A 23,482-nucleotide genomic window follows, 5' to 3' on the forward strand; every position below is an offset into this window, starting at 1 on the left:
ACTCCCCCTCCTACTCGATTCTGGCTGGGTACAGGTTGGGTACATAAACCTGCCATCACCTTCTGCCGGATTCACATCAATCCATCGAAACTCGCTTCACCGTGCCACTTCTGCGCACGCTACCGTTTCCGTTGCGCATCATTTTACCACGCAATTCCCGCCTTATTGCAGTAATTGCTCAATTACAGCAGCCAACCCCCTCTTGCGTCCCCGTAGCATTGAATAGTGTTCAAAACTAAACGGAGATGAAAATGAAAGACACGCAGAAAATGTACTTCTCAGATACGGAGGTGGGAAACTACTACTCACTGTCCCGGTACACCATCCGGCGCTGGGTTCGCGAAGGCAAGTTTCCTCCCGGAAAGAAACTGGGTTCTAGAACCAGGCGCTGGCCAAGGAGCGACCTTCAAAAATTCGATCAGGAGGTGCGTCGCCGAAATCAGTAAGGACATTAGATAAAGCAAGAGTGGAGCGTACAGGCGCCCGGATCGTCACCATCCGAGATAGAAGTTTTAATATCCGGACGGGTCGATCCGTCGCCTGTCCTCAGCATTGCCGGGAATCTACTAAACGAGCGCGCCTACGAGCGCCACGCTTCTAGCCTTAGCGCAGACCGCTGAAGTTGGAAATGTCCAGTCACGAAACCAACCATGACAGACTGCCAACCACTAGGTACCGACGCTGCCTCTGGCAAGCCCCCGTTATCCTAGACATCTGACAGCTGCTTAAAATACTGCTTTTCGAAGTCCACGGGAGACAACCCACCATTGTTACCGTGTCGGCGAACAGGGTTATAGAACATCTCAATGTAATCGAAAATATCTCGTCGAGCTGTTTCCCGATCCTTGTAGATTTTCCGTTTCACCCGTTCGCTCTTGAGCAACGAGAAGAAGCTCTCGGCAACAGCATTGTCATGACAATTACCGCGCCGGCTCATACTGGGTTTCAGCCGATGATCTTTCAGGAAGTCTCTCCATTCCCGGCTGGTGTATTGCGATCCCTGATCGGAGTGGATCAGAACCTCCTGTTTTGGCCGCCGCTTCCAGGAAGCCATCAGCAGCGCGTCCATAACCAGGTCTGTCGACATTCTCGGCTTCATGGACCAACCAACAATTTGTCGCGAGAACAAATCCAGAACGGCGGCGAGATACAGAAAGCCCTCATGGGTGCGGATATAGGTAATATCAGTCACCCATCGCTCGTTCGGCTCCTGGGCCTCGAAATCGCGATTCAGATGATTGGGTGCAACGTGGGCAGGCTCTCCGCCGTAATAGCCCTTGTGGCGTTTATAGCCACGCTGGGCGCGGATACCTTCCGCCCTCATCAATCGGTACACCCGATTTTTGCTGCACCTCTCTCCGAGGTCTTTGAGATCCAAGGTGATGTTGCGGTAGCCGTATACACCACCGCTTTCGAGCCAGGCCTGCTTTATTAGCCCGACGAGGCGGCGATTGACCTTGGCTCGGGGGCTTTCAGGATTATGCAGCCACGCATAGAAACCACTGAAATGGACGTTCAACACGCGGCACATGACCCGGACTCGGAATTCCTTCTGGTGAGCCCTGATGAAGCGATACTTTACTCGGACTCCTTGGCAAAGAACGCTGCGGCCTTTTTTAGTATGTCGCGCTCCTCAGTCACTCGGCGCAGTTCAGCTCGGAGTTGTCGAAGCTCATCTTGCTGTTCCGAGATGTGCTGATGCTGGCTAGTGGGATCGCCATACAGTTTGATCCATTTGTAGAGACTGCCGGAGGTAACTCCCAGTCTACGGCACACGTCAGAAACCCTATAACCACGTTCCGTGACCTGCTTGACTGCCTCGATTTTGAATTCTTCGGAGTATCGCTTTCCGCTCATCATCAACACCTGTAGATTCAGCGTTTATTGTAACGCTATCAGGCGTCTACTGTATCGGGGGCTTGCCATATCTAACCCCCAGTCCCCACCACGTCCATCAGCTTCGCGTAGTCAGTCACCACGTCATACTTCACCTTATCCTGAGCGACCTTCAGATTGATCTCGTCGAAAAACTTTCTCGCACATTCAATCTTGGTCTGTTCGATTTCCCGCAGTTTCATGGACGACATCGACCCTTTGGTCTCAGCGACAAAGTAGATGTGCTTGATGTTGTCAGCCTGGAAGGAAATTGCCCAGTCCGGATTGTAATCGCCCACGGGGGTAGGAATCAGAAAGCCTCTCGGCAGCTTGGCGTAAACCACCACTTCACTGCTCGTATCCAACTCATTCACGAAGCGGCGCTCGACATCCGAATCCGTAATCGCGTAGTCGTATACGTGGTTCTTCAGCTTCTCCGTGGCGCGGGAGAAATCCTGGCCCGTCTGGTTGGCGGTGAAGATATCCACATCGTAGCGCTCATCAACTTCATTGTAGGCCAGGCGCTCAATCACCATTGCCGCTTTTTGTTCCGTGATAAGTCGTGAGGCTTCGGCAATGAAGTGTTCCGGGTTCTGGCGGAACTGGTTGAACACGGCGGCCTGAATGCCCTGCAGAATGCTGGCGGCGGTCCCGCGGGTCAGGTGGGCATTTTCTGACACCTTACCCAACAGGTCATACCGGACCCTTGAGTGGATCGAGTCGCCGTACTCGGTCGCCGTTTCTTCAACCTTGAAGCCATCGCCCTTGCGCAATTGCTCGTCAGTCAGCGCATCTTGCTGAATACCCTTCTGTACGGTGTACTGCAGGGGCGTTACGCGCAGCTCCTTGTCCAGCGTTGCAATACACTTGCGCACCAGTTCCACGGAGTCAAAGTCGACGCGATACACGGCCTTGCGGTTGATTCGCTGCCAAAGCGCCTGAAATTCTTTCCTGTCGAAGTTGGCATTGAGCGGGTTGGTCTTCGGTTTGCGGCCATCCTCGATTTTGGGTAGCTGGCCTTCACTGAACACGGTGTCGATCAGAGCGAATACCTGGTCAGAATAGGGCTTCAGATCTTCTGGGAGCTCCGCTATTGTCCCTGCCGCTTTAGCTTCATGGTACTTGTCGAGAATATTTTTTTGGCGGTCTACATATCCGTTTTGCACCAGATAAAACTCGATGCCTGCGCCCATATCTGCACTAACCTCTACCTGACCTTGCTCAGTGTTCAGCACCTTGCCAGTAAAGAAAGCAGCTGTCGCCTGTCTTGGCCGGGCACTCAGATTTTCACTGATTTCCTGTTGTAGCCCGGTAACGAAATCCTTGTAGCTCTCACTGGCGATCACCGTCAGTACGTTGATGTCATGAACGACGGCAGGGTTATCCATGCGGTCGCCGTGCCTGTCGACCGACAATCGCAGGCCGCGCCCCACCTCTTGGCGCCGGGATATCATGTTGTCGCTGTGCTTAAGCATGCACATAATAAACACGTTGGGGTTGTCCCAGCCTTCACGCAACGCCGAGTGGGAGAAGATGAACCTCGTAGGTTCCTGGAAGGAGAGCAGGCGCTCTTTGTCTTTCAGGATCAAGTCGTAGGCGTCCACATCGTCGGAGTCGACGGCCTTTTTTCCCAGAGCAGGATTCTTCAAACGATTGGTCTTCTTATCAATGGCGAAGTAGCCATTGTGAGTGCTGGCTGGGTCAATGCCCTCCAGGTACTGGCGGTAGGCCTGATTGTCTATGGCCAGTTCAGACAGGTATTCATTCTTCAGTAGCTGATACTCTTCCTCAAAGATGCGGGCGTACTCGCCATTGTCATCTTCCTGATCGTAGTCACGATACTTGGCCACCTCGTCGATAAAGAACAATGACAGTACCTTGATGCCCTGCCCGAACAGCTGTTTCTCCCGATCCAGATGCGCCCTGATGGTCTCGCGGATCTGGATACGACGGATGTCGCCTTCGGAAACGTCGCCACTGGCCTCTCCAGCCGTGAGCACCAGCCCATTAGTGAACTCCACGGTGTCGTTGGTAGCGTCAATCTGGCTGATGGTGAAGCCGTCCCGGTATTGATCCAGTTCACCCGATTCCGCAAACAGATCATCTTTGAACCGAAGTCGCCTGAGCTGACGCTTGATCTCACCGGATTTGAGTTTTACTTCCAGCTCTATGCGCGCAACCGGTGCATCCTTGGAGATGTCGATACCTTCAAGATAGAGGTAGGCGTTGGTGCCGGCCAGGCCACGTGTCTGGATGCCACGTACAGCGATCTTTTTGACCAGTTTCTGGTTGTAGGCGTCCAGGGCATCCAGGCGGTGAATGCGGTTGTGCTGGGTACGGTGAGTGGCCGAGTAGCGGAGAATCGCTAGCGGCTTAAATTGGGGTAGGGCCTCCATGGTGGCTCTACCTTCCATCTTCTGCGGCTCGTCCAGAATCAGGATGGGCCGGTTTGCAGCAATGACATCGATGGGTTTCCGTGACTGAAAGTCATCGAGCTCATCATAAATGCGCCTGTTATCGGCACCCCGGGCATTGAAGGCCTGGATGTTCATAATCATCACATTGATGCCGGCGTCGGAAGAAAAACTTTCTAGCTCATGCAGTCGCTTGGAGTTGTAGATGAAGAACCGCGCCTTTTTACCGTAACTTTCGGTGAAATGGTCAGCGGTAATCTCTAGGGACTTATAGACACCCTCGCGGATGGCGATCGAGGGCACCATGATGATGAACTTGCTCCAGCCATAGCGCTTATTCATCTCGAAGATGGTCTTGATGTAGCAATAGGTCTTGCCGGTGCCGGTCTCCATCTCCACGTCCAAGTGGATGCGTGTGGCGGCCAGAGCATCTTTTTTGTAGGCGGCCTTAGCCGGTACACGGTTGTTCTTGGAGTCGTAGGCGGTGAAGTCCGTCAATGACGATGACGTCGGGAGGTTCTGCCGACGCTGAACGGCCTGAATGTTCTCTAGCACCTGGGATTCACTTAGTGCCAGGTCAGCATTCTTGAAGCCCTCCGCGTCGAAGGCACCAGTCTGAGCCTGCTGGCCGGGGTCGATGCGGTAGGCCAGGCTGTCACGCATAGGTTGACCAGCAAAGCAGTCCACTACGGATTCGACGGCATTCGTTTGGTAAGCCTGGGTTTTGAATTTGAGCTTCATAATAAAATTTTCTCTTTGCAGGCTCTTTGCAAAATGGCGGCTCCAAAGAGCCATAAATAATTGAATAGAAACGGATATATGCGTCTCTCTTTGCAGTTCTTCATGTTCTCTTTGTCAGCCTCCAACAAGGTGCCGTGTCGGAACCGGTGTTCTCAATCACTTTCCGGCGGCGCAGCTTTGTCAAAAGCGTGCTGACCTTGGTGCTTTTTTGCTTATCGCTCAGAGCGTCACTCAGCTTATCCAGCAACAGCTGGTTGATCTCCGCTCGGCTGGCCTGCCCAAATTTCTCCAGGTAATCCGTCAACAACTTGGCATAGAACTCATCGTCTTGAGGACGGGTACGGATATAGTCGGCCTTGTCTGCCGTTACCTTGGCAACCGTCGCAGAAACGTGCAGATGGGGTTTACGACCCTCAATCAGGCCTGCGCGCCGTAGGCGGCTTATGGCCTCATCAGGAATCGGCAGCTTCTTTTGCACCCGGTCCAGGGCCAGCACATCCGCCAGTGGCAGATCAGTTTTTTGAATCAATAGACGGCTGTAAGCGGGGTCAACCACGCCACCGTATATGGTCAACCGCACACTACTCGGTTCGGCAAGGTCGTAGTCTGGCATGGGAAAGTAACGCCGGGCCTGACGGGCATACATGTCGTGAATGCCGTAGCCCATGGTATCGATCATGTTCAGCTCAGACATGGCCTGGGCAAGAAAGGGATTGCGGTAGCGATGGGGTGTGCGATTACCTTCCAGGTAATCATTCGGCGTCCCTTCATAGAAATTCCCCTCATTCTCAAAAACCAGCCTGTCGGACTGTTCGATCACCACCACCCGGCCATGGAGGGTGTAGTCCTGATGAGCAATGCAGTTATGCAAGGCTTCGAGAACCATCTTTTGGTCGTATTTGGACACCTCAATCGGCAACAATTCATCTTCTGGTAGCAGGCGCAGCTGGATATTACGGATGCATTGATAAAGCTGGGTGGTGGTCAGCAGAAACGGTGGGGCAAAGTGCTGATAGGCCCGCTCTGCGCCCTCCAGCTTCCAGGTCATCTGTGCAGGATGTGGCGACAGGTGCCAGGCTGCCTCGGGCTTGCCCAGCAACAGGAGCGCAGTTCGGGTGATCTGACCGTTTTGGGTGACCCGTGCCCGATCAAGAAAGGTTGGCAATGGCCAGGCCATGACTTCCTCGGCATTAAAGCGGTTGGCATACTTTTTTGCGAACGCCTCCCGTGCTCTTGCAAGAGCCGCCTCGTCCAGATCGGTCAGGCTGGCGGCCGGCACCAATTGCGCACTCCAGTCTTGAGCGAGAGTTTGCTGACGAATTTCGTCCAGCTTGTCCAGGCTGAGGGAGACCAGACTTTCGCCAGCCCGGGCGTGGTAGTGACCCTTCCAGGAGATTGGGATGCCCCTTGGAGCCGCGGGAATTTCAAATAACAACACCCGCCCATCTGCGTGTTGTAGTTCATGGATATCACGAAAGGTAATGCTGGGCTCGGTACTTTGTGCCACCTGCAGCTTCAGGCTATGCAGCCGCTCGGATTCGCTGCGGTAGTTTGTTCCCACCACCTCCCGGGTTTTATTGCTCACGCCAAACACCAGCCAGGCACGCTCCAGCCCCCGCAGGTTGGCTTCGTTGCTGAGGGCAGAGAAATACGCACCAATCTTGTTGGTGTCGTAGTCATTGCCCGCTTCCTTGAACTCCGCCACCTCGTTTTCCCAGCTGCGGATCAAGCCTTCAAGCAGCGCATTCAGGGCCAGTTGGTCCATGCCGTGATTCCTTAGAGGCTTCTGACTTCGGTGCTGGGTGAAAGCTGGCGGAAAATCTGCTCGACGTTGATTTTCACCGCATCAGAGACGAACCCATTGTCGCGGAAAACCACGCGCAAAGGCTCATGCTTGGCCAGCTCTTTGACCAGATCCTCCGTAACACCGCTGTCGAAACAAGCGACCAGCGCATTGTCATCGACGAAAAATACGGTCTTGTCTTGCAGGGTTTCGCGACGAATCGGCAGAGTCAGATCTACGCCCCAGTCCACCAGCACCTGGAACAAAAGATCCTCTGGAGTGCGGTCGGGCTTAACGTTATCCACCGCTTCTAGCAGGTCGCCTTGAGATAGCTCATCGGGACGGTAGTAGATGTCCTTCATGTTCGAGGTATCAACCTTGAGTACACGGAAGCCGACATCCCGGTTCCAGTTGGGATTGCAGTCGCCTTCAAGGACTTTTTGACCCGCTCGGCGGACCCTTTCCTTGGCAATTTCGGCAATTGTAGTGAAACCTAGCTTTCTGGCCTCTGTCTTCTCTGCCAATTCTTCCGCAATTTGGATAGAGATACAGCGCCGTGCTCCTCCGTCACGAGCATTCTGTACCATCACTGCATGCGCCGTAGATGCAGACCCAGCGAAAAAGTCGATTACTAGATCTTCCGTATCGGAGCTTGTAGAGAGCTGGAGTATTCTGGTGATTAAGCCGGTTGGTTTCGGATGGTCAAATACTTTGACCTTGCCAAATAGCGCACTAACTTCCTTAGTACCCATTTTGTTGCCTGGTACTCCACTCCACAAATCGGATGTTTCTCTTCCCTGGGATGAAACGTAATGTTTTTGATAAACCTGCCACCGCAGTTCTCCACCTTTCTTGACTTGGCGCCATTCAATCATTCCGTCAGCGAGCAACTTGTAATAAGTTTCTTTGCCACAGACCCATCGGCTCTCATAACCTTCTGGTGCAATGGGGAATATTTCGGTTCCATCTGGCGCTTCTACCCCGTAAAACATACTGGGACGATCCTCTCGTCGATTTTCGCCCCCTGTCCTCCTTAACGACCGTGTAAGATACCGTCCACGTTCATCAGTTTGGTCATATATCGCCATCTCGGATTCGGTCATTGGCAAACCGAAGAGTGATGCTTCATTGCGTCTTGAAAAAATAACTATGTAATCGAGTTCTCTAGCGACACCTCTGCTCCCGGAGCCCATCCTCGTACCTGTCGGTCGAGAGATTACCCCAATGAGAGAATCTTCTCCGAAGACCTCTTTGCCCATCGAAATCAAGTTCGCCAGCTCGATGATATCGATTGATATAAAGATAAAGCCGTCTTCTCTTAGCAAAAGGCGAGCAAGCCTCAAACGAGAAAACAACATGCTGAGCCAGTCCGAGTGGAAGCGACCGTTTGAAATGGGGTTAGATACCATTCGATTTCTTGAGTCATCAACCTGCTGCGACCGAATAAGGAAATCGTCAGAAAGCTCCACAAAATCATCGTCGTAAATAAAGTCTGCGCCAGTATTGTATGGGGGATCTATGTATATAGCTTTCGCACTCCCGAGATAAACGTCCTTCAATAGCTTAAGCGCCTCAAGGTTATCTCCCTCGATAAAAAGGTTACGCGAGCTATCGAAATCTAAACTTTCATTTCGTGCGGGGCGCAACGTTTTTGCGACAGGCGTATTTGAGGCTATTAAAGCTTCCCTCTTTCCTGGCCAATCCAGCCGATACCGCTCCTGCGGACCTTCTACAATAGAGTCACTCAGCTCCTGCCGTAGCTGATCAAAATCCACAGCCAATTGTGGCTTTCCCGTTACCTCATCACGAACTTCCATCACACAACCGGGAAACAGCTCCTGAATCTTTGCAATGTTCTCCTGACTCAGATCGGGGCTGTGCATTTTCAATTTTTCCATTCCATCTCTCTCAATAACTTTTGGAAGCGCCTTGCCGTTGCGTCAGCCGCTCCAGTTTCTGTTTGGCATCGCGCAGCTCGGCGTTGATGGCCACGCGCTTGTTGAATTGTTTCTCACGGGCCAGCCTTGCTTTGATCCGCTGAATCTCTTTCTGCTGTGCAGCTACGGCTTCGGCCAGTTCGATGCGCTGCTCCAGCGTCACCCTGTCCGCTTGTTCGCTTGTGGCGGTCACTGAATAAAGAGCCGCCGGTGGCTCTCTGGCTTCAGGTACTGAGCTCTGCTCTTTAACGCGTGTAATCCCACCCTGCACGAGCGGCCCCAGCAGTTGCTCATAGAGGCTGCTCATATCCAATGCTACCGGCAAGGGTTGGCGTGTTGTGTGTTCTGGCTGCCAATCGGTTTCGAAATAGTTGCCTATCCGCCAGCGGCTGCTATCGCCTTCGCTTTTCTGAGAACGCGAGCTTTGCTTGTAGGCTGCTGCGACCTTAATACGCGTGCCTTGTATCAACTCGAAAATCAGTGGGAAGGGGATTGCGCGGTCAATGGCCTTGAGCACACCCCGATCCAGCTCGGCGCCCTTGAGCCTGACACGAAACACCTGAATCTCAGTGACTGTCTTAGTGGCGGGTAGATTGACCGTCTCCGGGGCCAGTTTGTAGGCCCAGGTAATCTGCTCCACCTGCTGGACAAAACGCTCTTTCAGGGCGCTCCCAACGGCGCCGTATTCGTATATTTTGCGCTTGGGCACCACTCGGTCAAATGCAGCTGTCTTAGGCCAGGCAATTAGCGTCATGCACCTTGCCTTTCGATGACCAGGAAGGCAATGAGTTCGAAGTCATCCAGCCCTTTAATGGTATTGGTCAGAGCAGTGGTGCGGCCACCACCGAACAGGCTGTCGATGTCTTTTTCGTCTTTAACGTCGATCATGCTTCGGATGGCCTGGCTGAGCAGATCTGAGTAGCGCTTCATGTTGCGCCCGTCATCCGTGTGTGCGTTGAACTTGTGGCACAGGTCGGGAATCGGTTCTACTTTGCCTTTGCAGCTGCTACGGACCAGGTCGAGCAAGCGTTTGACTTCGGTGTGGTCTGCGACCACGTCACCGTCGTCGCCAATATACACCAGGTAATAGGGGTGCAAGCGATTCTGCTGGTTGACGTTCACACTGTCGTGGATGTTTTTCAGTGCGAAGATCACGCCCGGCTCTATGCCCAGTTCTAGTTGGGCTGGCACGAGAGCGTGCATACCAAAGGGCACATTTTCCAGCTCGCCGTGCTCTTTCACGTAATTAAGCAGGTCCATGCGGAAGTCATTGAGGCCCAGGTCGGTAATCGACACACCGGCTTTGACGTCTTCCAGTTCGATCACCTCATCCTGCATGCGCTTTAGCTGCTCTTTCCGATACGCGATTTCACTAGATTTGGCCGTGAGCACGTTGTCGTCGCCGGTAGCGGTCACGTCTGCGATCACCATACGGTTTTCCACCCGCTCCTTCAGGTTGATGTACTCGTCCAGGCTGATGTCCGGCCAATAATTGACCAGCTGTATCTGTTGGTTGGGCGAGCCGATACGGTCGATCCGGCCGAAGCGCTGGATAATGCGCACGGGGTTCCAGTGAATGTCGTAGTTGATCAGGTAATCGCAGTCCTGAAGGTTCTGGCCTTCGGAAATGCAATCGGTACCAATCAGAATATCCAGTTCAGCCGGCTCGTTCGGGAGTGCGATGGCCTTCTCCTTGGAGCGGGGCGAGAACAGGGTGAGCAGGCTCTGAAAATCGTAAGCCTTGTGCAGCGTTGACTTGGGCGCGGCCGATCCGGTTACTTTACCGACGTGAAGCCCCAATTTCCGGGCCATGGGGGCCAGGTTGTCATAGAGGTAGTCGGCGGTATCGGCAAAGGCGGTGAAGATCAGAACTTTGCGGTTGCCGGGGTTGAGTGGATTTTCGAGCTTACCATTGATCAGTTTTAGCAGGTGTTGAAGCTTGGCATCATCGGCCGGCGTCACTTTGCGCATGGCTTCCAGCAGCCCGTCGATCAGGAGCAGATCGGCATCCAGGTCATGACGCCATGAGGGCAGATCCATGTCGGCGAGGCTGATCTGTACTTTTTTTCCGACAGTGAATTCGTCCAGCCCGCTCAGATCTTCGTCATCACTATCAAAGCCGCCCGGGTTATCCAGGTAGTCACCAATTTGAATTGCCTGGCCACTGGACTCAAACCCCTCTATGGCATCCAGAGTGCGGGTGATATTGGCTCTGAGGGCTGCCAGCGTTAGACGGAAGGCTGCGACAGAGCTTTCCAACCGCTTGAGCAGGTTGGTTGTCATCAATGCCTGCAGGCTGTGTTCGCGATCAGCCTGGCGCAGCTTGCCTTTACCACCCTCGACATGGGTGTCGTACAGTTCTTCGTATTTGCGGATGCGGCTTGGCAGGATGTAGCTGATGGGCGCATACACGGCCAGTTTGAGCAGGGATAGCTCGGTGAAAATATGATTGAGGTCGGCGACATCCGTGCGCTCAGTAATCGGACAATGGAACGATAATGGCTTGCGCCGTTCTGGAAATGGCCCGATATCCGTGGTGTCGTAGAAAGTCTGGATGTGCTTGCGTGACCGGGCAATGGTTACGCTATCCAGGAGCTCGAAAAAGTCGAAATCCAGCGCGCGGAGGATTGAGGCTGCTGTGCGCTCTTCCGGCGGCAGTGCGGACCATTCGTTAAATGCCTTTTGAGCCCGACGGAAGATCTCTTCGACGCTGGTTTCGGTTTTTAGGTGTTTGCCAAGTGTTTCTGACTGTCCCTCGTAGGCCAAAGCCAGTTGATTACGCAGATCGTTGAAGCGATTGTTGACCGGGGTGGCTGACAGCATCAGCACTTTGGTTTTCACACCGGCGCGGATGACTTTGTTCATCAGCTTCTGGTATCGCGTTTCCCGGTCTTTATAAACGTCGTTATTCCGGAAGTTGTGGGACTCGTCGATGACGACCAGGTCGTAGTTGCCCCAGTTGACTCGGTTCAGGGGAATGCCAAATGATTCGCCGCCAGTACGCGACAGGTCGGTGTGGCAAAGCACATCGTAGTTGAAGCGGTCTTTGGCGAAGATGTTCGTTGTGAGATTGCTGTTGAAGTTGCGCCAGTTGTCCGCGAGCTTCTTTGGGCACAGTACCAATACCGATTTGTTGCGGAGCTCGTAGTATTTGACCACCGCCAGCGCAGTAAACGTCTTACCCAAGCCGACGCTGTCCGCCAAGATACAACCGCTATAAGTTTCCAGCTTGTTGATAATTCCGGTTGCCGCATCTTTCTGGTAGTTGAATAGTTTGTTCCAGACAAGACTTTCACGGTATCCCGTGAGGTCGTTGGGCAATACGTCTTCATCTACATCTTCCAGGAAGTCATGGAAGATATTGTAGAGCATGATGAAGTAGATACGCTCGGGGCCGTTTTCCTGGTAGACGGACTCGATGTGGTCGCAAATGGCATTAGTGACGTCTTCAACCTTATCGGGGTCGCTCCAGATTTGGTCGAACAGTTGCAGGTACATTTGAGCGTGGGCCGGCTCGTCCATGCGGGTAACGAAGTTGGAGACGGCGTTGCCTTGTTGATAACCCAAGTCTACGGCAGTAAAGCCGTTGACCGGCATGTAAGCAACACGGCTATCACCCCCGGCCACATGGACAAAGGACTGCATGGGAGCCTTCGTTTTATTAGAGCGGAACCTGGCTTTTTGGCGTATCCACTGAGCGCACTCCCGCGCCACCGCCCGCTGAGTGAGCTTATTGCGCAGCTGGATTTCAAACTCCGTGCCGTAAAGTCCGCTTTCACGCTGGGATTTTGGGATAAAGAATTCCCGACGCTCCTTTTTCAGACGGTCGGTTACCTCAGTGGGTACAAATGTAGGAGCAGTGAACACGAACTGCAGGCTTTCCACATCAGACAGCTCGGCTTTGAGCGCTTCGAAGGCATATATAGAGAAGCAAGAAGCCGCGATTTTTAGGCGGGCACCTGGTGTGATCGTTTCTTTCAGATCATCACCCAGCAGGCGGTTGATGTTGTCGATCATTTCCAAAGTCTGCCCTCCTATGGGCATGCCGGCTCGATTTACTGTTTTTCTATTTAGGTGGCCCGTCTCTTTGGACCGCCAAGGACAATGCTACTGAGCTTTGACCATTTCACTGGTGACCGCCTTCTCAGGTTGGTTCGGGTCACCGGCCAGCACAGCACTCTTCAGAATCGCTCGGGCTTCTGCCTCCATACTGCGGCCGTTGATGGCTGCTTTCACACGCAGAGCCTTATGGACTTCTTCCGGTAGATTGCGAACGGTCAGCATCGCCATTAAGTTGGCCTCCTATGCATACAATGCATGCAGTGTAGGTTGCTGTTTTTGCGCGGGCAAGTTCGCCAAGTGGCTTTCTATTGGGAAGGCTGGAACGCTGGGTGCGATTGAAAGAGTTGTTTGCTGTTGGATACATTTTCACAGCAATCCGGAGTTAACGCGGAAAATTCGTGTTTTCTCAGCTTGATACAGTCCGCCGCTGGGGTCACACTTAGGCTTAAGTCCCCTGAGTCAGAATTCTGGGTCGGGGCAGTGTAGCTGGCACTTTGAAACAGCAGAAAATCCCGGGTCTACTGGAAAATAAGTAATGATCCTCGCGATCCCCCACAAACATGATCCTCGTGATCCCCTCAAAAATCGGTGGCTACGCCTCCGAGCACTTTCTTATTGCCAGTGATTCTGCTGGCTCCTCCAAAAAACATCTCGTTTGTCCACTCTGGTGTAACGCCGTTTACATAATGAGATGAATGTCAGGAAAAGCTCTGAAAGTCAATTGATGTCAATGGCTTGCAGTTCTAATTAATGGCCAGAAAACTGCGGGAAACCCCTACGTTAACTACCCGCAGACGAGCAGCACGGAACGCTACCAGCGCTGATTATCGCTGGCTGCTCACCCAACCTGGCCATCCTACCGCCTCACGGCACACCCACCCTGTGGATATCGCGCTGATCACGCGATGCCGCTCCCCGAACGCGCCGGTCGATTATCGACGAGCAGCGTTTTACGGTCCCGCAACGGTGACGAATCGGTGCTGGTACAGCAGCACGATGGATGCTCCCACCGGCAAACCCTTCCTGGTTTGCTCTCACACTTAATGTGACCTCTGGGGCGGAGCATCAGCGCGGGAGCCGGCTTCGCCCTTGAGGTCACAAGGAGCTTCATATGGCTTGCCGCGCACATCTGTACGTCTATTTGTTTATTGCGGAGATTTTTATGAGTAACAAGCAGGTTTCGCGAGGACGGCGATCGTCCCGTAAGAAACGGCCGAGCACCAAACACAATTTTGGGAAAGGGCGGCAGCTCGGATATGCCGTAAAACAGGCGCTGGATGACCACTACAGCCGCGTGTCCCACTACAGCACCAGAGCGACGCACAAACAGCGGGCGGTTACATTCGTTCAGTTTTGCCGGCGACACTGTGTTAAAGATGCCCGGGAAATTGATCGGGAGTTCGTTCTGAGTTTCGGCCAGTACGTCCGCCAGCGGATTGAGGGAGAGTACTTGTGGCCTGATGGTGGTGTTGATGCCCAGATCAGTGTGGCCTACGGGCATAACCTGGTCAGTACCGTGAACGTGATCATGAGGGCGTTCCGTGGTGACAACGTTCTGAAAGTCTCAGGAAAGGATGTTCTTGGCGTTTGCCGAAAATCAGTGCGGACACGGGAGATCCAGGCCGATGTTGTCGATACTAAGGACGCTGCAGACAGGGCGATTGTCGCCGGATTTGAACGGGGATCCGCAGTTATTTTGCTTGCCCGAGCTTGGGGAATGAGGGTCCGAGAGGCGATTTTGGCCGACCTTGACCGAATGATGAGAGAAATCAAAAGGACAGGAGAGGCTGCGATCCTTGAGGGATGCAAAGGAGGCCGGCAGAGTCGCGACCGTCGAATCCGGGCCAACGAGTTCCGCATGGAAGCTCTCCGGTTCGCGATCGAAGTTCGACCAAAGGGCTCCACGAACCTGCTGTCTGAAACCGACACTGTGAAGAGGTTCTTGCTGCGCGAGCTCAACCCGTGCCGGTCGATCCTGAAACAGGCAGGGGTCCCGACGTTCCAGGAGCTTCGTGCCGGATTTGCCCAGGATGTGTACGAGGAAATCTTGGCTGGGCCATCACCGCTCAAGCAACCAATTCGGGATAAAGTCATGGACCGAATTGCCCGCGAGGAGGTTTCCAAGCAGCTGGGGCATAACCGCATCAGTGTTGCGAGCTCGTACATCGGAGGGACACAACATGCAGCTTGATCGTGTGCTGGACAATCTCGATTTCAAGAGGCTCCGACCGAATGAGCGGAAGCGGTATATCAACCGCATAAATACAATCGCGGTCGTTATCGAACAGCGGTTTCCGCATGTCGTGAACTCGCAACAGATCAAGTTGCATCATGCGCAATACTTTCGGAACGTGTGGTTGGCCAATCATTCTTCCTCCAAGCGCACTCGGCAAGAGTTCATGCGAGCGTTGGGATTGCTAGTCAAAGCTATGGGACATGATGAGAAATGGCTGGGGGCACTCGGTATCACTCAGCCTAAAGCAAAAGGTGGTCGTCCTACCATGGTCGGTGTAAAAAGCCAAAAACCGTAATATCCTCAGGGTAGTTGTTGCAAGTTTTGTTTGGGTTCAAGGGGAGAATTCTATGCCAGACGAGAGTGAGCCGAATGGAGTCGAGGTTCCTGCGTACAACAGCGGGAGTATTTCTCGCCAACTATGCCTGTCCGAGCTCAGAAGTGTGGTTTGGCATGAAGTTATTGATCTGTTCGAAGGCGATGAAGCAGAAGCCCGCGACTGGATGACCCGAAACAGGCCATTCCTCGGCAACGTGGCGCCGGAGGAAATGCTGGATTCACGTGAAAGTATTGACCGACTGCGATGTTTTATTCAGCAGATTCAGAGGGGCGTTTTCCCATAGCTTTCTCAGCGTATACAAAGATGCCCCGATCATAAGGGAGTGATCGGGGCGTGTCGCGGAGGCTTCGGTGTTAGTGCAGGGTTCTCGCGCTATCCACCAGGAGGTGCGAGCCGGTATCGAAATCGAGAGTCGCAAGGAGACGCTCAGGTTCATCCGAGTTCTGGTACATATCGATGTTGATCCAGCTCTCACCACGTTGCATCTGGACGTTAATGTGCAGATCACCACCGCCAAATTCGGATGCGAGTGCGGCAGCCAACCTCTTTGCTTCGGTTATTGATTTCATAGTCACTTTTCCTTCAGAACCAAGTGTTAGTTTTAATGTCGCCCAACTGATCCACCAATGATTTTTGGCGTGGCGTATGTGTGATAGACGATCCAGAGTTGTCGGTGTCATCTCCGGGGTTATCGATGGTTTCCGTCACCGCTGCGATGCTGCCGTCGGAACAGGACAGCTCCAGTGACACCGAAGCGCTCTTGAAGTGCTCAAAAGTCTCGGCAACTGCAAGTGCCTCTTTCAGCAACAAGCTGATCTGGCTAAGTGTGTATTTCATAGATAAAACTCCTGTGGAATTAGATTTTTGACCGGTCGAAATCCACAATACACGAAGTCGCGGTTTGACCAAGCAATTGGTCCGGCGAGCGTCTTGGGAAGGGATTTAGGGTGTGAGTCAAGCTAAACGATGGGTGACGGGAGTGACTGATGTGAATGAAGAGGAAGTCGTAGCTGAACTGAGGGAGCAGGTTTATCGCGAGGTTGTTGCGCTTTGGGAGGGCGATAAAGCTAATGCTGATCGATGGCTATCATCACCGATTCGCGCTCTTGGCGATCGCACACCGATTTCGATGATGGAAACTAAACCAGAGCTGCAAAAAATACGAAGCCTGATAGACAAATGGCAACGAGGCGCGGTTTCATAATAGATTGGCGTGGACCAGGCCAGATCTGAGTCCAGTCGGGTCCACGTTTTTGAAAGTCAAAAGCAGCAACCGGCAAGAAGGAAGCTATCAGCCTATCTGATGCAGATTCTCTTGCTTGGCCGCTAGAGATTGCCCCAGCAAATCCCACGCAACTCGCATCTGATCCATGCTATGACCATGTTGATATCGACGACGGACACCCAGGGGACGGTGATTCTGGCAAGCATCAATGATATCCGGTGTCACTTCGAGCATTTGCATTTGAGTTGCCGCCGTGCGCCTCAGGTCATGCACTGTCCAATGGCCATCAGGAAGGATCAAAGTTGAGTGATTTCTTGTCCGGCCTTTTTTTTGTGGTGCCTCTGGGGCACGTTGCCGCTCACATATTGCCTTACTCAATACTTTTGGGATCATATGAGGCCGTTTTTTCGATTTTCCGGGCATCATCCAGTTCGTGTGACCGGTAAGCTTGTAAAGCTCGGAGAACCATTTCTTTGAATACTCAGATAAATAGATGATGATCGGATCTTCATTTTTTGAATTTTCACCGGGAATAAGCCACATGTTGTTGTCAAAATTCAGGTGATCCCACCTTCCTTTGAATAGTTCGATACCCCGACAACCCGTTCCAAGAAGGATGTGAACAGCGCATTGCAGATTCAGTGATAGACCGGAATCTGGCAATATTCTGTATAGATCTTCCAACTCATCCGCTTTTGTCCTGGTCGCACAGAGGACTCTGCTTCTTATCTTGTCTTTCCCGCCCACGTCTGTTTTATCGAGGCAGTCTAGAACTGAATACTCAATGAACTCCCTTTTGACGGCCAACCGAAACATCGCCTTCGTGTATGACAGTACCGTGTTGGCCATTGAGTTGTGCCCAGCCGCTAAAATCGGATCAATCGCAGAAAAGAAATCTTGGCGCGTAAATTCCTGGATGGGTATCGTCCCGAAACGATCGAGCAGATGATTGTGCAAGATCGTCATAGCATGCGTCCCACCATCCTTATGACCTTTCTTTTTGTTAGCAAGCTTGGCGGCATAAACAACGGCCACATCGTTTAAAGTCCGCAATGCCTGCTTCCGTTCTATTTCCAGCAGATGCTCAGCCTTTCGCTGTTCCGCTTGCTTCTTTTTTTCCTCTTGGGGGTCTTCTCCCTGTCGAATACGGACCCGCCATGTCTCGGCTTGCTCCCGGGCAGCACGCGTTCTCAGTCCATCGCAAAAAGCACCAATGGAATGCTTTCGCCCAACCCACTGCCCCGAACCAACCTGAACCGTATACCTAAGATGCCAGATCTTTTTTCCGCGGGGAGTTACACGCAACACCAGGCCGGTAGCAGTTGAATCCTGAATGTAGGTATCCTTCTGACCGGGTGTCAGTTTCCGGATCAATTTATCCGCTGAATCGGCGCTCCTCGGAAGGAGCTCCCTGTTTTTTACTGCCATTTTCTGACTCCGTTAAAACTAATTTTAAAGAATTTTGGGTACTGGCTGGGGACAGATTCTGGCTTGGGTACATGCTGGGTACCGGTAAAACGTCTTGCCACAACCTGAACCAACTCAACACACAAAAATTCTATAAAAAACTATATAAATCATATAGTTGTTACGAATTAACGGAAACGAAATGAACCTGAATGAACCGAAATGAAACACTAGACTACTGCCTTCGGGACGAAGGGGTCGCAGGTTCGAATCCTGCCACGCCGACCATTTTCCCGCATCTCAGTCCCTTCTTTACGACGAAATACTCCCCTTTAAGCGACTCTTTTCTTTCAATTGACATAAAGCTTTCACATTGGACATGTACAACGGTGCTCTCATCCCAACGGAGCAGCAGTAATGTCCGACCAATCCTCCCTTTTGGTAGAGAAGCTCTGGCGACTCAAACGTCGCATCGACAAGGGCCAGTGCCCGAGCGTCGACTTTGTCCATCTCAACGTCTTGCTGAGAGAGCCCAACTACCGCAATGACGTTCTGATGCGTGTGGAAGCCAATGGCACGCCAGAGCTTCAGGCGCTGGCACGCGAGATCATGGCCAACGATGATGGCCGTCCGCTGATGGCCAAGTCCTCGAACCAGAAACTTCAGGCCAGTCCCGTCACGCCGCAAAAAAGACGCGGTTGGTTTGCCCGTCACGCGCTGGTACTGGTTCCCGTCATTGGCACGGTTGTCGCCACGGTCGCCGGTTTTACCGCATTTGAGAATCGCAACGTGCGTATCAGCGCCGACATTACCGCAGACACCGTCTGGGAAAGCGGTCATCGATACACCCTTGAAAACACCGTGTTTGTGGAAGGCGCGAACCTGACCATTGAACCCGGCGTAACCATAGAGGGCGAACCCGGTTCCGCCCTGGTTGTCACGTCCAGTGCCAAACTGTTTGCCCGCGGCAGCCGTAACCAACCGGTGGTCTTTACCAGTAGCAAGGAACCCGGAGCACGGGCTCGCGGTGACTGGGGTGGCGTTGTGCTTCTTGGAAAGGCACCGGTGAACGAGCCGAACGCCCGCATTGAAGGCGTACCTGAAAACGACACCCGTGGGCAATTCGGTGGCAGCGACACGCAGCATAGTTGCGGCGTGGTGCAGTACACCCGCATTGAATTTGCCGGTTTCGAGGTCTATCAGAACAACGAGCTGAACGGCTTAACCCTGGGTGGCTGTGGCTCCAACACCATCATCCAGAACGTGCAGGTTCACCGTGCTCTGGACGACGGTATCGAAATGTTCGGTGGCACCGTCGACCTGAAAAACATCCTGGTGACCGGTGCTGCCGATGACAGCATCGACTGGGACTGGGGCTGGCGAGGCAGGGTACAGTTTGCCATTATTCAGCAGTACCGGGATGTCGGCGATAACGCCTTTGAGGGCGACAACAACGGTTCCAGCCACTCGGCCGTGCCACGGTCCGAACCCACATTCTACAACGTCACCCTTTATGGCAGCGGCCGTTCCGCCAAAGAACACCGCGCTATTATGCTAAGAGAGGGATCCGGCGGCCACTTCCACAATATGATCATCGACAGTTACGCCATTGAGGCCCTGGATACCAGGGATGAGGTCACCGCGCTGGTGGGCATGAATGCCCTGACGTTCAGCCACAACCTGCTTGCCAACAACGGTAGGTTAGGCAACCTCACCATTGTTAACGAAACCGATGATGACGATTTCGGCTTCAACGAAGAGCTGTGGATACGCAGCCCCGAACTGCAGAACACCGTTCAGGTTGAAACCGGCTTGCAACCCTCTGTCACCAGCGAGTCGTCGCCGCATTTCCGCCCCAGAAGCTCAGTGCGCGCCATGACGGCCAAGCGGCCTCCGAAAGCCGAATTCTTTGATGAGTCGGCGATGTACCAGGGCGCTGTTAACCCCAGGGCCACATCGACCTGGCTGGATGACTGGACGGCATTTCCGGAATCCTGACGAGCTTACCAATGCCTGGGAGGGTGGCTACCTCCACAAAGGAATGCAGAGGTCTGAACTTTTCTGTACCCTGCGCGGCTCTTCGCGAAAGGAACAACCATGACCTCCCAGACAAACTCCCTGGCTACCGAGGAACGGCCGGGCGCTTTCTCCGATAGCGACCCGATCGTTCTGACGCTTACGATTGGCTTCATCCTGCTGTTCGTTGGCGCTTCCATTATTGACAGCAGCGCCGTCGCTACAGCGATTGGCGCCGGATTCACCTGGACGGCAAAGTACCTGGGGTCGTTCTTCCAACTACTCCTGCTGGCAACCTTTTTCATCGCACTCGGAACAGCGGTCAGCAAGGCCGGCAATGCACGGATTGGTGGCCTGGACCGGCCGGAAATCAGCCGTTTTCGCTGGCTTTCAATGATCATGTGTACATTGCTGGCCGGTGGAGGGGTGTTTTTCGCCGCTGGGGAACCGGTCTATCACTTTGTGGTAACACCACCGGCGTTTGATACCGAAGCCGGAACGGCTGCGGCCACCGCTCCCGCCATGGCGCAGGCCTTCACTCACTGGGGCTTCCTTGCCTGGGCGGTGCTCGGCTCGCTGACCGCACTGGTTCTCAGCAGGGCTCACTATGATCAGGGCAAACCGCTGCAGCCGCGAACCCTGTTGTATCCGGTGTTTGGTGAGAACGCTGTTCAAGGCAAGCTGGGTGGGGTGATTGACGCCCTTTGCGTCATTGCCGTGGTGGCGGGAACCGTCGGCCCTATCGGTTTCCTGGCAACCCAGGTGAGTTTCGGGCTGCACGAGCTGTTTGGCATCACCGATGGCTATGGCACCCAGCTCGCGGTACTGATCATTCTGGCCGGGGTGTACATGACATCCGCCATGACCGGACTGCACAAGGGTATTCAGTTGCTCAGCCGGTTCAACGTGCTCCTCGCCCTGGCCATCGCCGCAGTGATTTTCCTGTTCGGTCCCACACTGTTTCTGGCCAACACCTTTACTCAGTCATTCGGCGAGTACCTGACGTCTTTCATGGCGATGTCGACGATGACCGCTGAAACGGCGCCGGACTGGTGGATGAAATGGTGGACGGTGTTTTTCTTCGCCTGGTTTATTGGTTACACGCCTTTGATGGCGGTGTTTGTGTCGCGAATTTCCCGCGGACGCACGGTTCGTGAAATGATCCTCGCGGTTGCCGTATTGGCACCTATTGCCACCACAATCTGGTTTACGCTGCTGGGTGGCTCGGGGATCTATCACCAGCTGGCCGGCACCTTTGACCTGACCGAAGCGTTGAACAATTTCCGTTTTGACGTCGCCACACTGACCGTGGCCCAGGCGCTGCCAGGAGGCACCTGGATGGCCGCCGCGATACTGCTGCTCACCACCATTTTTGTCGCCACCACCGGCGACTCCATGAGCTATTCCATTGCCATGGTGGGTGCGGGCCATGATGAGCCAAATCCTTGGATCCGTGTATTCTGGGGCGGTGCTATGGCGCTGATGGCCGCCATTCTGCTGTATATGGGTTCAGGGCAGATTGGCGTGCTTCAGCAGTTCATTGTGATAACCGCCATACCGGTCTCCTTTGTCATACTGCCATCGCTATGGACAGGGCCGAAAGCGGCTATGGCCATGGCCCGTGATCAGGGGCTTGCCTGACCATCATCACCAGTTCGATGCTGCTGTTCCCAGAGCCTGGCGTAATGCCCCTTCTGGCCCAGCAGCTCGACGTGGTTGCCACTCTCGACAATACAGCCGCCGTCCATCACCAGAATGGTATCCGCATCGCGCGTCGTCGACAGCCGATGAGCGATAACCAGGGAGGTGCGCTGGCGGCTGACTTCCTTCAAGGCCCCCAGAATCGCCTGTTCAGACAGCGAATCCAGAGAAGATGTGGCTTCGTCCAGAATCAATAACGGTGGGTTCTTGAGAAGTACCCGGGCAATGGCGACCCGCTGTTTCTCGCCGCCGGAAAGTTTAAGCCCCCGCTCACCAACCTGTGTGTTATAGCCATCGGGCAGGCTGTGGATAAACTGTTCCAGGTGCGCCATTCGGGCTGCCCGGTACACCTCTTCCTCGCTGGCATCAGGCCGACCGTAAGCCAGGTTCCGAAAAAGCGTGTCGTTGAACAGCACCGTATCCTGGGGCACCACGCCAATGGCGGAACGCAGGCTGTCCTGGGTGACCTCACGGATATCCTGACCATCGATGGTGATACTGCCCCGGTTCACATCGTAAAACCGGAAAAGCAGGCGGGCGAGGGTCGATTTCCCCGCACCGCTGGCGCCCACGACGGCTACGGTGTGCCCAGCGGGAATTGAGAAACTTACGTTCCGGAGGATCTGACGGTTGGGGCGATAACCAAAGTGAACCTGGTCGAAACGAACCTCGCCTTTGTCCACCACCAACGCTTTGGCGTTCGGCGCGTCCTCAATGACCGGTTCGTCGCCGAGCAACCCGAACAACCGTTCCACATTCACCAGCGCCTGGCGGATCTCCCGATACACGAACCCCAGTGCATTGAGCGGTATAAACAGCTGTAACAGGTAGGCATTAATCATGGTGAAATCCCCCAGGGTGATCTCACCACTGGCGACTTCCTGCACTGCCATGGCCATGATGACGATCATCGCCACACCGATGATCAGGGCCTGGCCCGAGTTCAGGGCGGCCAGCGACAGCCGGTTTTTGAGCCGTGCCTGTTCCCAGTCATCCAGGTCCTTGTCGTAGAGCTCTGCCTCGAAGCGTTCGTTATTGAAATACTTTACGGTCTCGTAGTTGAGCAGGCTGTCGACTGCGCGGGAATTGGACTGGTTGTCCCGGGCATTGGCTTCGCGCACGTATTTCGTGCGCCACTCGGTCACCTTGATGGAAAACACCACATACACCACCACCGCCACCAGGATCGCCAGCACATAGCCCACGTTGAACACCACGAAGAGAATACCGGCCACCATCAGGATTTCGAGGAGGGTGGGGACAATGTTGAAGAGAGTGAAACGCAGCAGGAAGCTGATGCCGTTGGTCCCCCGTTCAATGTCCCGGGCCAGTCCGCCGGTTTTCCGGTCCAGGTGAAAGGACAGCTCCCGGTTGTGCAGATGTTCGAAAACCCTCAGTGACACTCGTCGCATGGCCCGTTCCGCGACTCGGGCGAACACCGCGTCCCGCAATTCGCTGAACAGGGTGCTGCCAAATCGGAGCAGGCCGTAGGCGACGACCAGTATGACCGGTATCCACAGCAGCACCTCGCCGCCCTGATTTTCGTCCAGGTAGTCGACGATGTATTTCAAGGCGACCGGTGTGGCGACCGTGGCCAGTTTGGAGAAGATCAGGAACCCCAGTGCCAGCATGACTCGACCACGGAATTCCGCCAGATAGGGCCATAGGCCGGCGATGACTTTCCAGTCGGGTTTGTGGTTGGCGGGGTACTCGTTGTCAGCGTAGGCGCGCACTCGGGTTTCCCTTCA

Annotated in this window: 18 protein-coding genes; 7 read left to right on the plus strand and 11 right to left on the minus strand. The window is 53.9% G+C overall.

What is annotated here, in order from left to right; translation table 11 throughout:
• The first annotated feature begins 269 nt into the window (after positions 1–269).
• Positions 270–446, plus strand: coding sequence for a helix-turn-helix transcriptional regulator (locus B2590_RS01905; RefSeq protein WP_286810739.1), 177 nt, complete (start codon positions 270–272; stop codon positions 444–446).
• Positions 447–706: 260 nt separating this feature from the next.
• Here the strand turns inward: B2590_RS01905 and B2590_RS01910 are convergent.
• From B2590_RS01910 to B2590_RS01940, 7 genes are all read right to left on the minus strand, one after another.
• Positions 707–1,857, minus strand: a protein-coding gene (locus B2590_RS01910) for an IS3 family transposase (protein ID WP_414673551.1) whose coding sequence is annotated in 2 segments (ribosomal slippage) — positions 707–1,620 and positions 1,620–1,857 — 1,152 coding nt in all. Because the reading frame shifts where the segments join, the coding sequence is not laid out codon by codon here.
• A gap of 71 nt (positions 1,858–1,928) precedes the next feature.
• Positions 1,929–5,030, minus strand: a complete 3,102-nt coding sequence (locus tag B2590_RS01915; RefSeq protein ID WP_286810711.1) for a type III restriction-modification system endonuclease — start codon at positions 5,028–5,030, stop codon at positions 1,929–1,931.
• A gap of 100 nt (positions 5,031–5,130) precedes the next feature.
• On the minus strand, positions 5,131–6,795 hold the full coding sequence (locus B2590_RS01920; RefSeq protein ID WP_286810712.1) for an RNA-binding domain-containing protein: 1,665 nt from the start codon (positions 6,793–6,795) through the stop codon (positions 5,131–5,133).
• A gap of 11 nt (positions 6,796–6,806) precedes the next feature.
• Entirely contained in the window at positions 6,807–8,711 is a 1,905-nt protein-coding gene (locus B2590_RS01925) for a site-specific DNA-methyltransferase (RefSeq protein ID WP_286810713.1), read from the minus strand.
• Positions 8,712–8,721: 10 nt separating this feature from the next.
• Positions 8,722–9,504: a DUF4391 domain-containing protein gene (locus B2590_RS01930; protein WP_286810714.1), complete on the minus strand. Its 783-nt coding sequence runs from the start codon at positions 9,502–9,504 to the stop codon at positions 8,722–8,724.
• A complete protein-coding gene (locus B2590_RS01935; protein ID WP_286810715.1) occupies positions 9,501–12,773 on the minus strand; it encodes a helicase-related protein in 3,273 nt (1,090 codons plus the stop codon). The genes B2590_RS01930 and B2590_RS01935 overlap by 4 nt, the downstream gene beginning before the upstream one ends.
• An 84-nt stretch (positions 12,774–12,857) precedes the next feature.
• Entirely contained in the window at positions 12,858–13,040 is a 183-nt protein-coding gene (locus tag B2590_RS01940) for a FitA-like ribbon-helix-helix domain-containing protein (protein ID WP_286810716.1), read from the minus strand.
• Positions 13,041–13,974: 934 nt separating this feature from the next.
• On the opposite strand from B2590_RS01940, the gene B2590_RS01945 reads away from it, so the two are divergent.
• From B2590_RS01945 to B2590_RS01955, 3 genes are read left to right on the plus strand one after another with little or no spacing between them, the layout of a single operon-like run.
• On the plus strand, positions 13,975–15,003 hold the full coding sequence (locus B2590_RS01945; RefSeq protein ID WP_286810717.1) for an integrase: 1,029 nt from the start codon (positions 13,975–13,977) through the stop codon (positions 15,001–15,003).
• Positions 14,993–15,343 carry a hypothetical protein gene (locus tag B2590_RS01950; protein WP_286810718.1) on the plus strand — a complete coding sequence of 117 codons (351 nt, stop codon included), beginning with the start codon at positions 14,993–14,995 and terminating at the stop codon, positions 15,341–15,343. Before B2590_RS01945 ends, B2590_RS01950 begins: the two co-directional genes overlap by 11 nt.
• A gap of 52 nt (positions 15,344–15,395) precedes the next feature.
• Positions 15,396–15,668: an MbcA/ParS/Xre antitoxin family protein gene (locus B2590_RS01955; RefSeq protein ID WP_286810719.1), complete on the plus strand. Its 273-nt coding sequence runs from the start codon at positions 15,396–15,398 to the stop codon at positions 15,666–15,668.
• 70 nt (positions 15,669–15,738) lie between these two features.
• Here the strand turns inward: B2590_RS01955 and B2590_RS01960 are convergent, their stop codons facing one another.
• Complete coding sequence (locus B2590_RS01960; protein WP_286810720.1) at positions 15,739–15,954, minus strand: hypothetical protein; 216 nt, start codon at positions 15,952–15,954, stop codon at positions 15,739–15,741.
• Between the two features lie 13 nt (positions 15,955–15,967).
• On the minus strand, positions 15,968–16,222 hold the full coding sequence (locus B2590_RS01965) for a hypothetical protein (RefSeq protein WP_286810721.1): 255 nt from the start codon (positions 16,220–16,222) through the stop codon (positions 15,968–15,970).
• A gap of 112 nt (positions 16,223–16,334) precedes the next feature.
• Here B2590_RS01965 and B2590_RS01970 point away from each other — a divergent pair, with 112 nt between their 5' ends.
• A complete protein-coding gene (locus B2590_RS01970; protein WP_286810722.1) occupies positions 16,335–16,589 on the plus strand; it encodes an MbcA/ParS/Xre antitoxin family protein in 255 nt (84 codons plus the stop codon).
• 87 nt (positions 16,590–16,676) lie between these two features.
• Here B2590_RS01970 and B2590_RS01975 read toward each other — a convergent pair whose 3' ends face one another.
• Entirely contained in the window at positions 16,677–18,038 is a 1,362-nt protein-coding gene (locus B2590_RS01975; RefSeq protein ID WP_286810723.1) for a tyrosine-type recombinase/integrase, read from the minus strand.
• A gap of 396 nt (positions 18,039–18,434) precedes the next feature.
• Between B2590_RS01975 and B2590_RS01980 the strand changes: the two genes are divergently transcribed.
• Together B2590_RS01980 and B2590_RS01985 are read left to right on the plus strand one after the other, a co-directional pair.
• Positions 18,435–20,015, plus strand: a complete 1,581-nt coding sequence (locus B2590_RS01980; RefSeq protein WP_036211782.1) for a hypothetical protein — start codon at positions 18,435–18,437, stop codon at positions 20,013–20,015.
• Between the two features lie 99 nt (positions 20,016–20,114).
• The gene (locus B2590_RS01985) at positions 20,115–21,674 is read left to right on the plus strand and encodes a BCCT family transporter (protein WP_286810724.1); all 1,560 of its coding nucleotides are present in this window, start codon (positions 20,115–20,117) and stop codon (positions 21,672–21,674) included.
• On the opposite strand, the gene B2590_RS01990 is transcribed toward B2590_RS01985, so the two are convergent.
• Positions 21,659–23,467 (minus strand): ABCB family ABC transporter ATP-binding protein/permease, encoded by a 1,809-nt coding sequence (locus B2590_RS01990; protein ID WP_286810725.1) that lies wholly within the window; start codon positions 23,465–23,467, stop codon positions 21,659–21,661. The genes B2590_RS01985 and B2590_RS01990 overlap by 16 nt on opposite strands.
• Positions 23,468–23,482: the final 15 nt, after the last annotated feature.

Source organism: Marinobacter sp. UBA3604, assembly GCF_002375325.1.
GTDB lineage: Bacteria > Pseudomonadota > Gammaproteobacteria > Pseudomonadales > Oleiphilaceae > Marinobacter > Marinobacter salarius.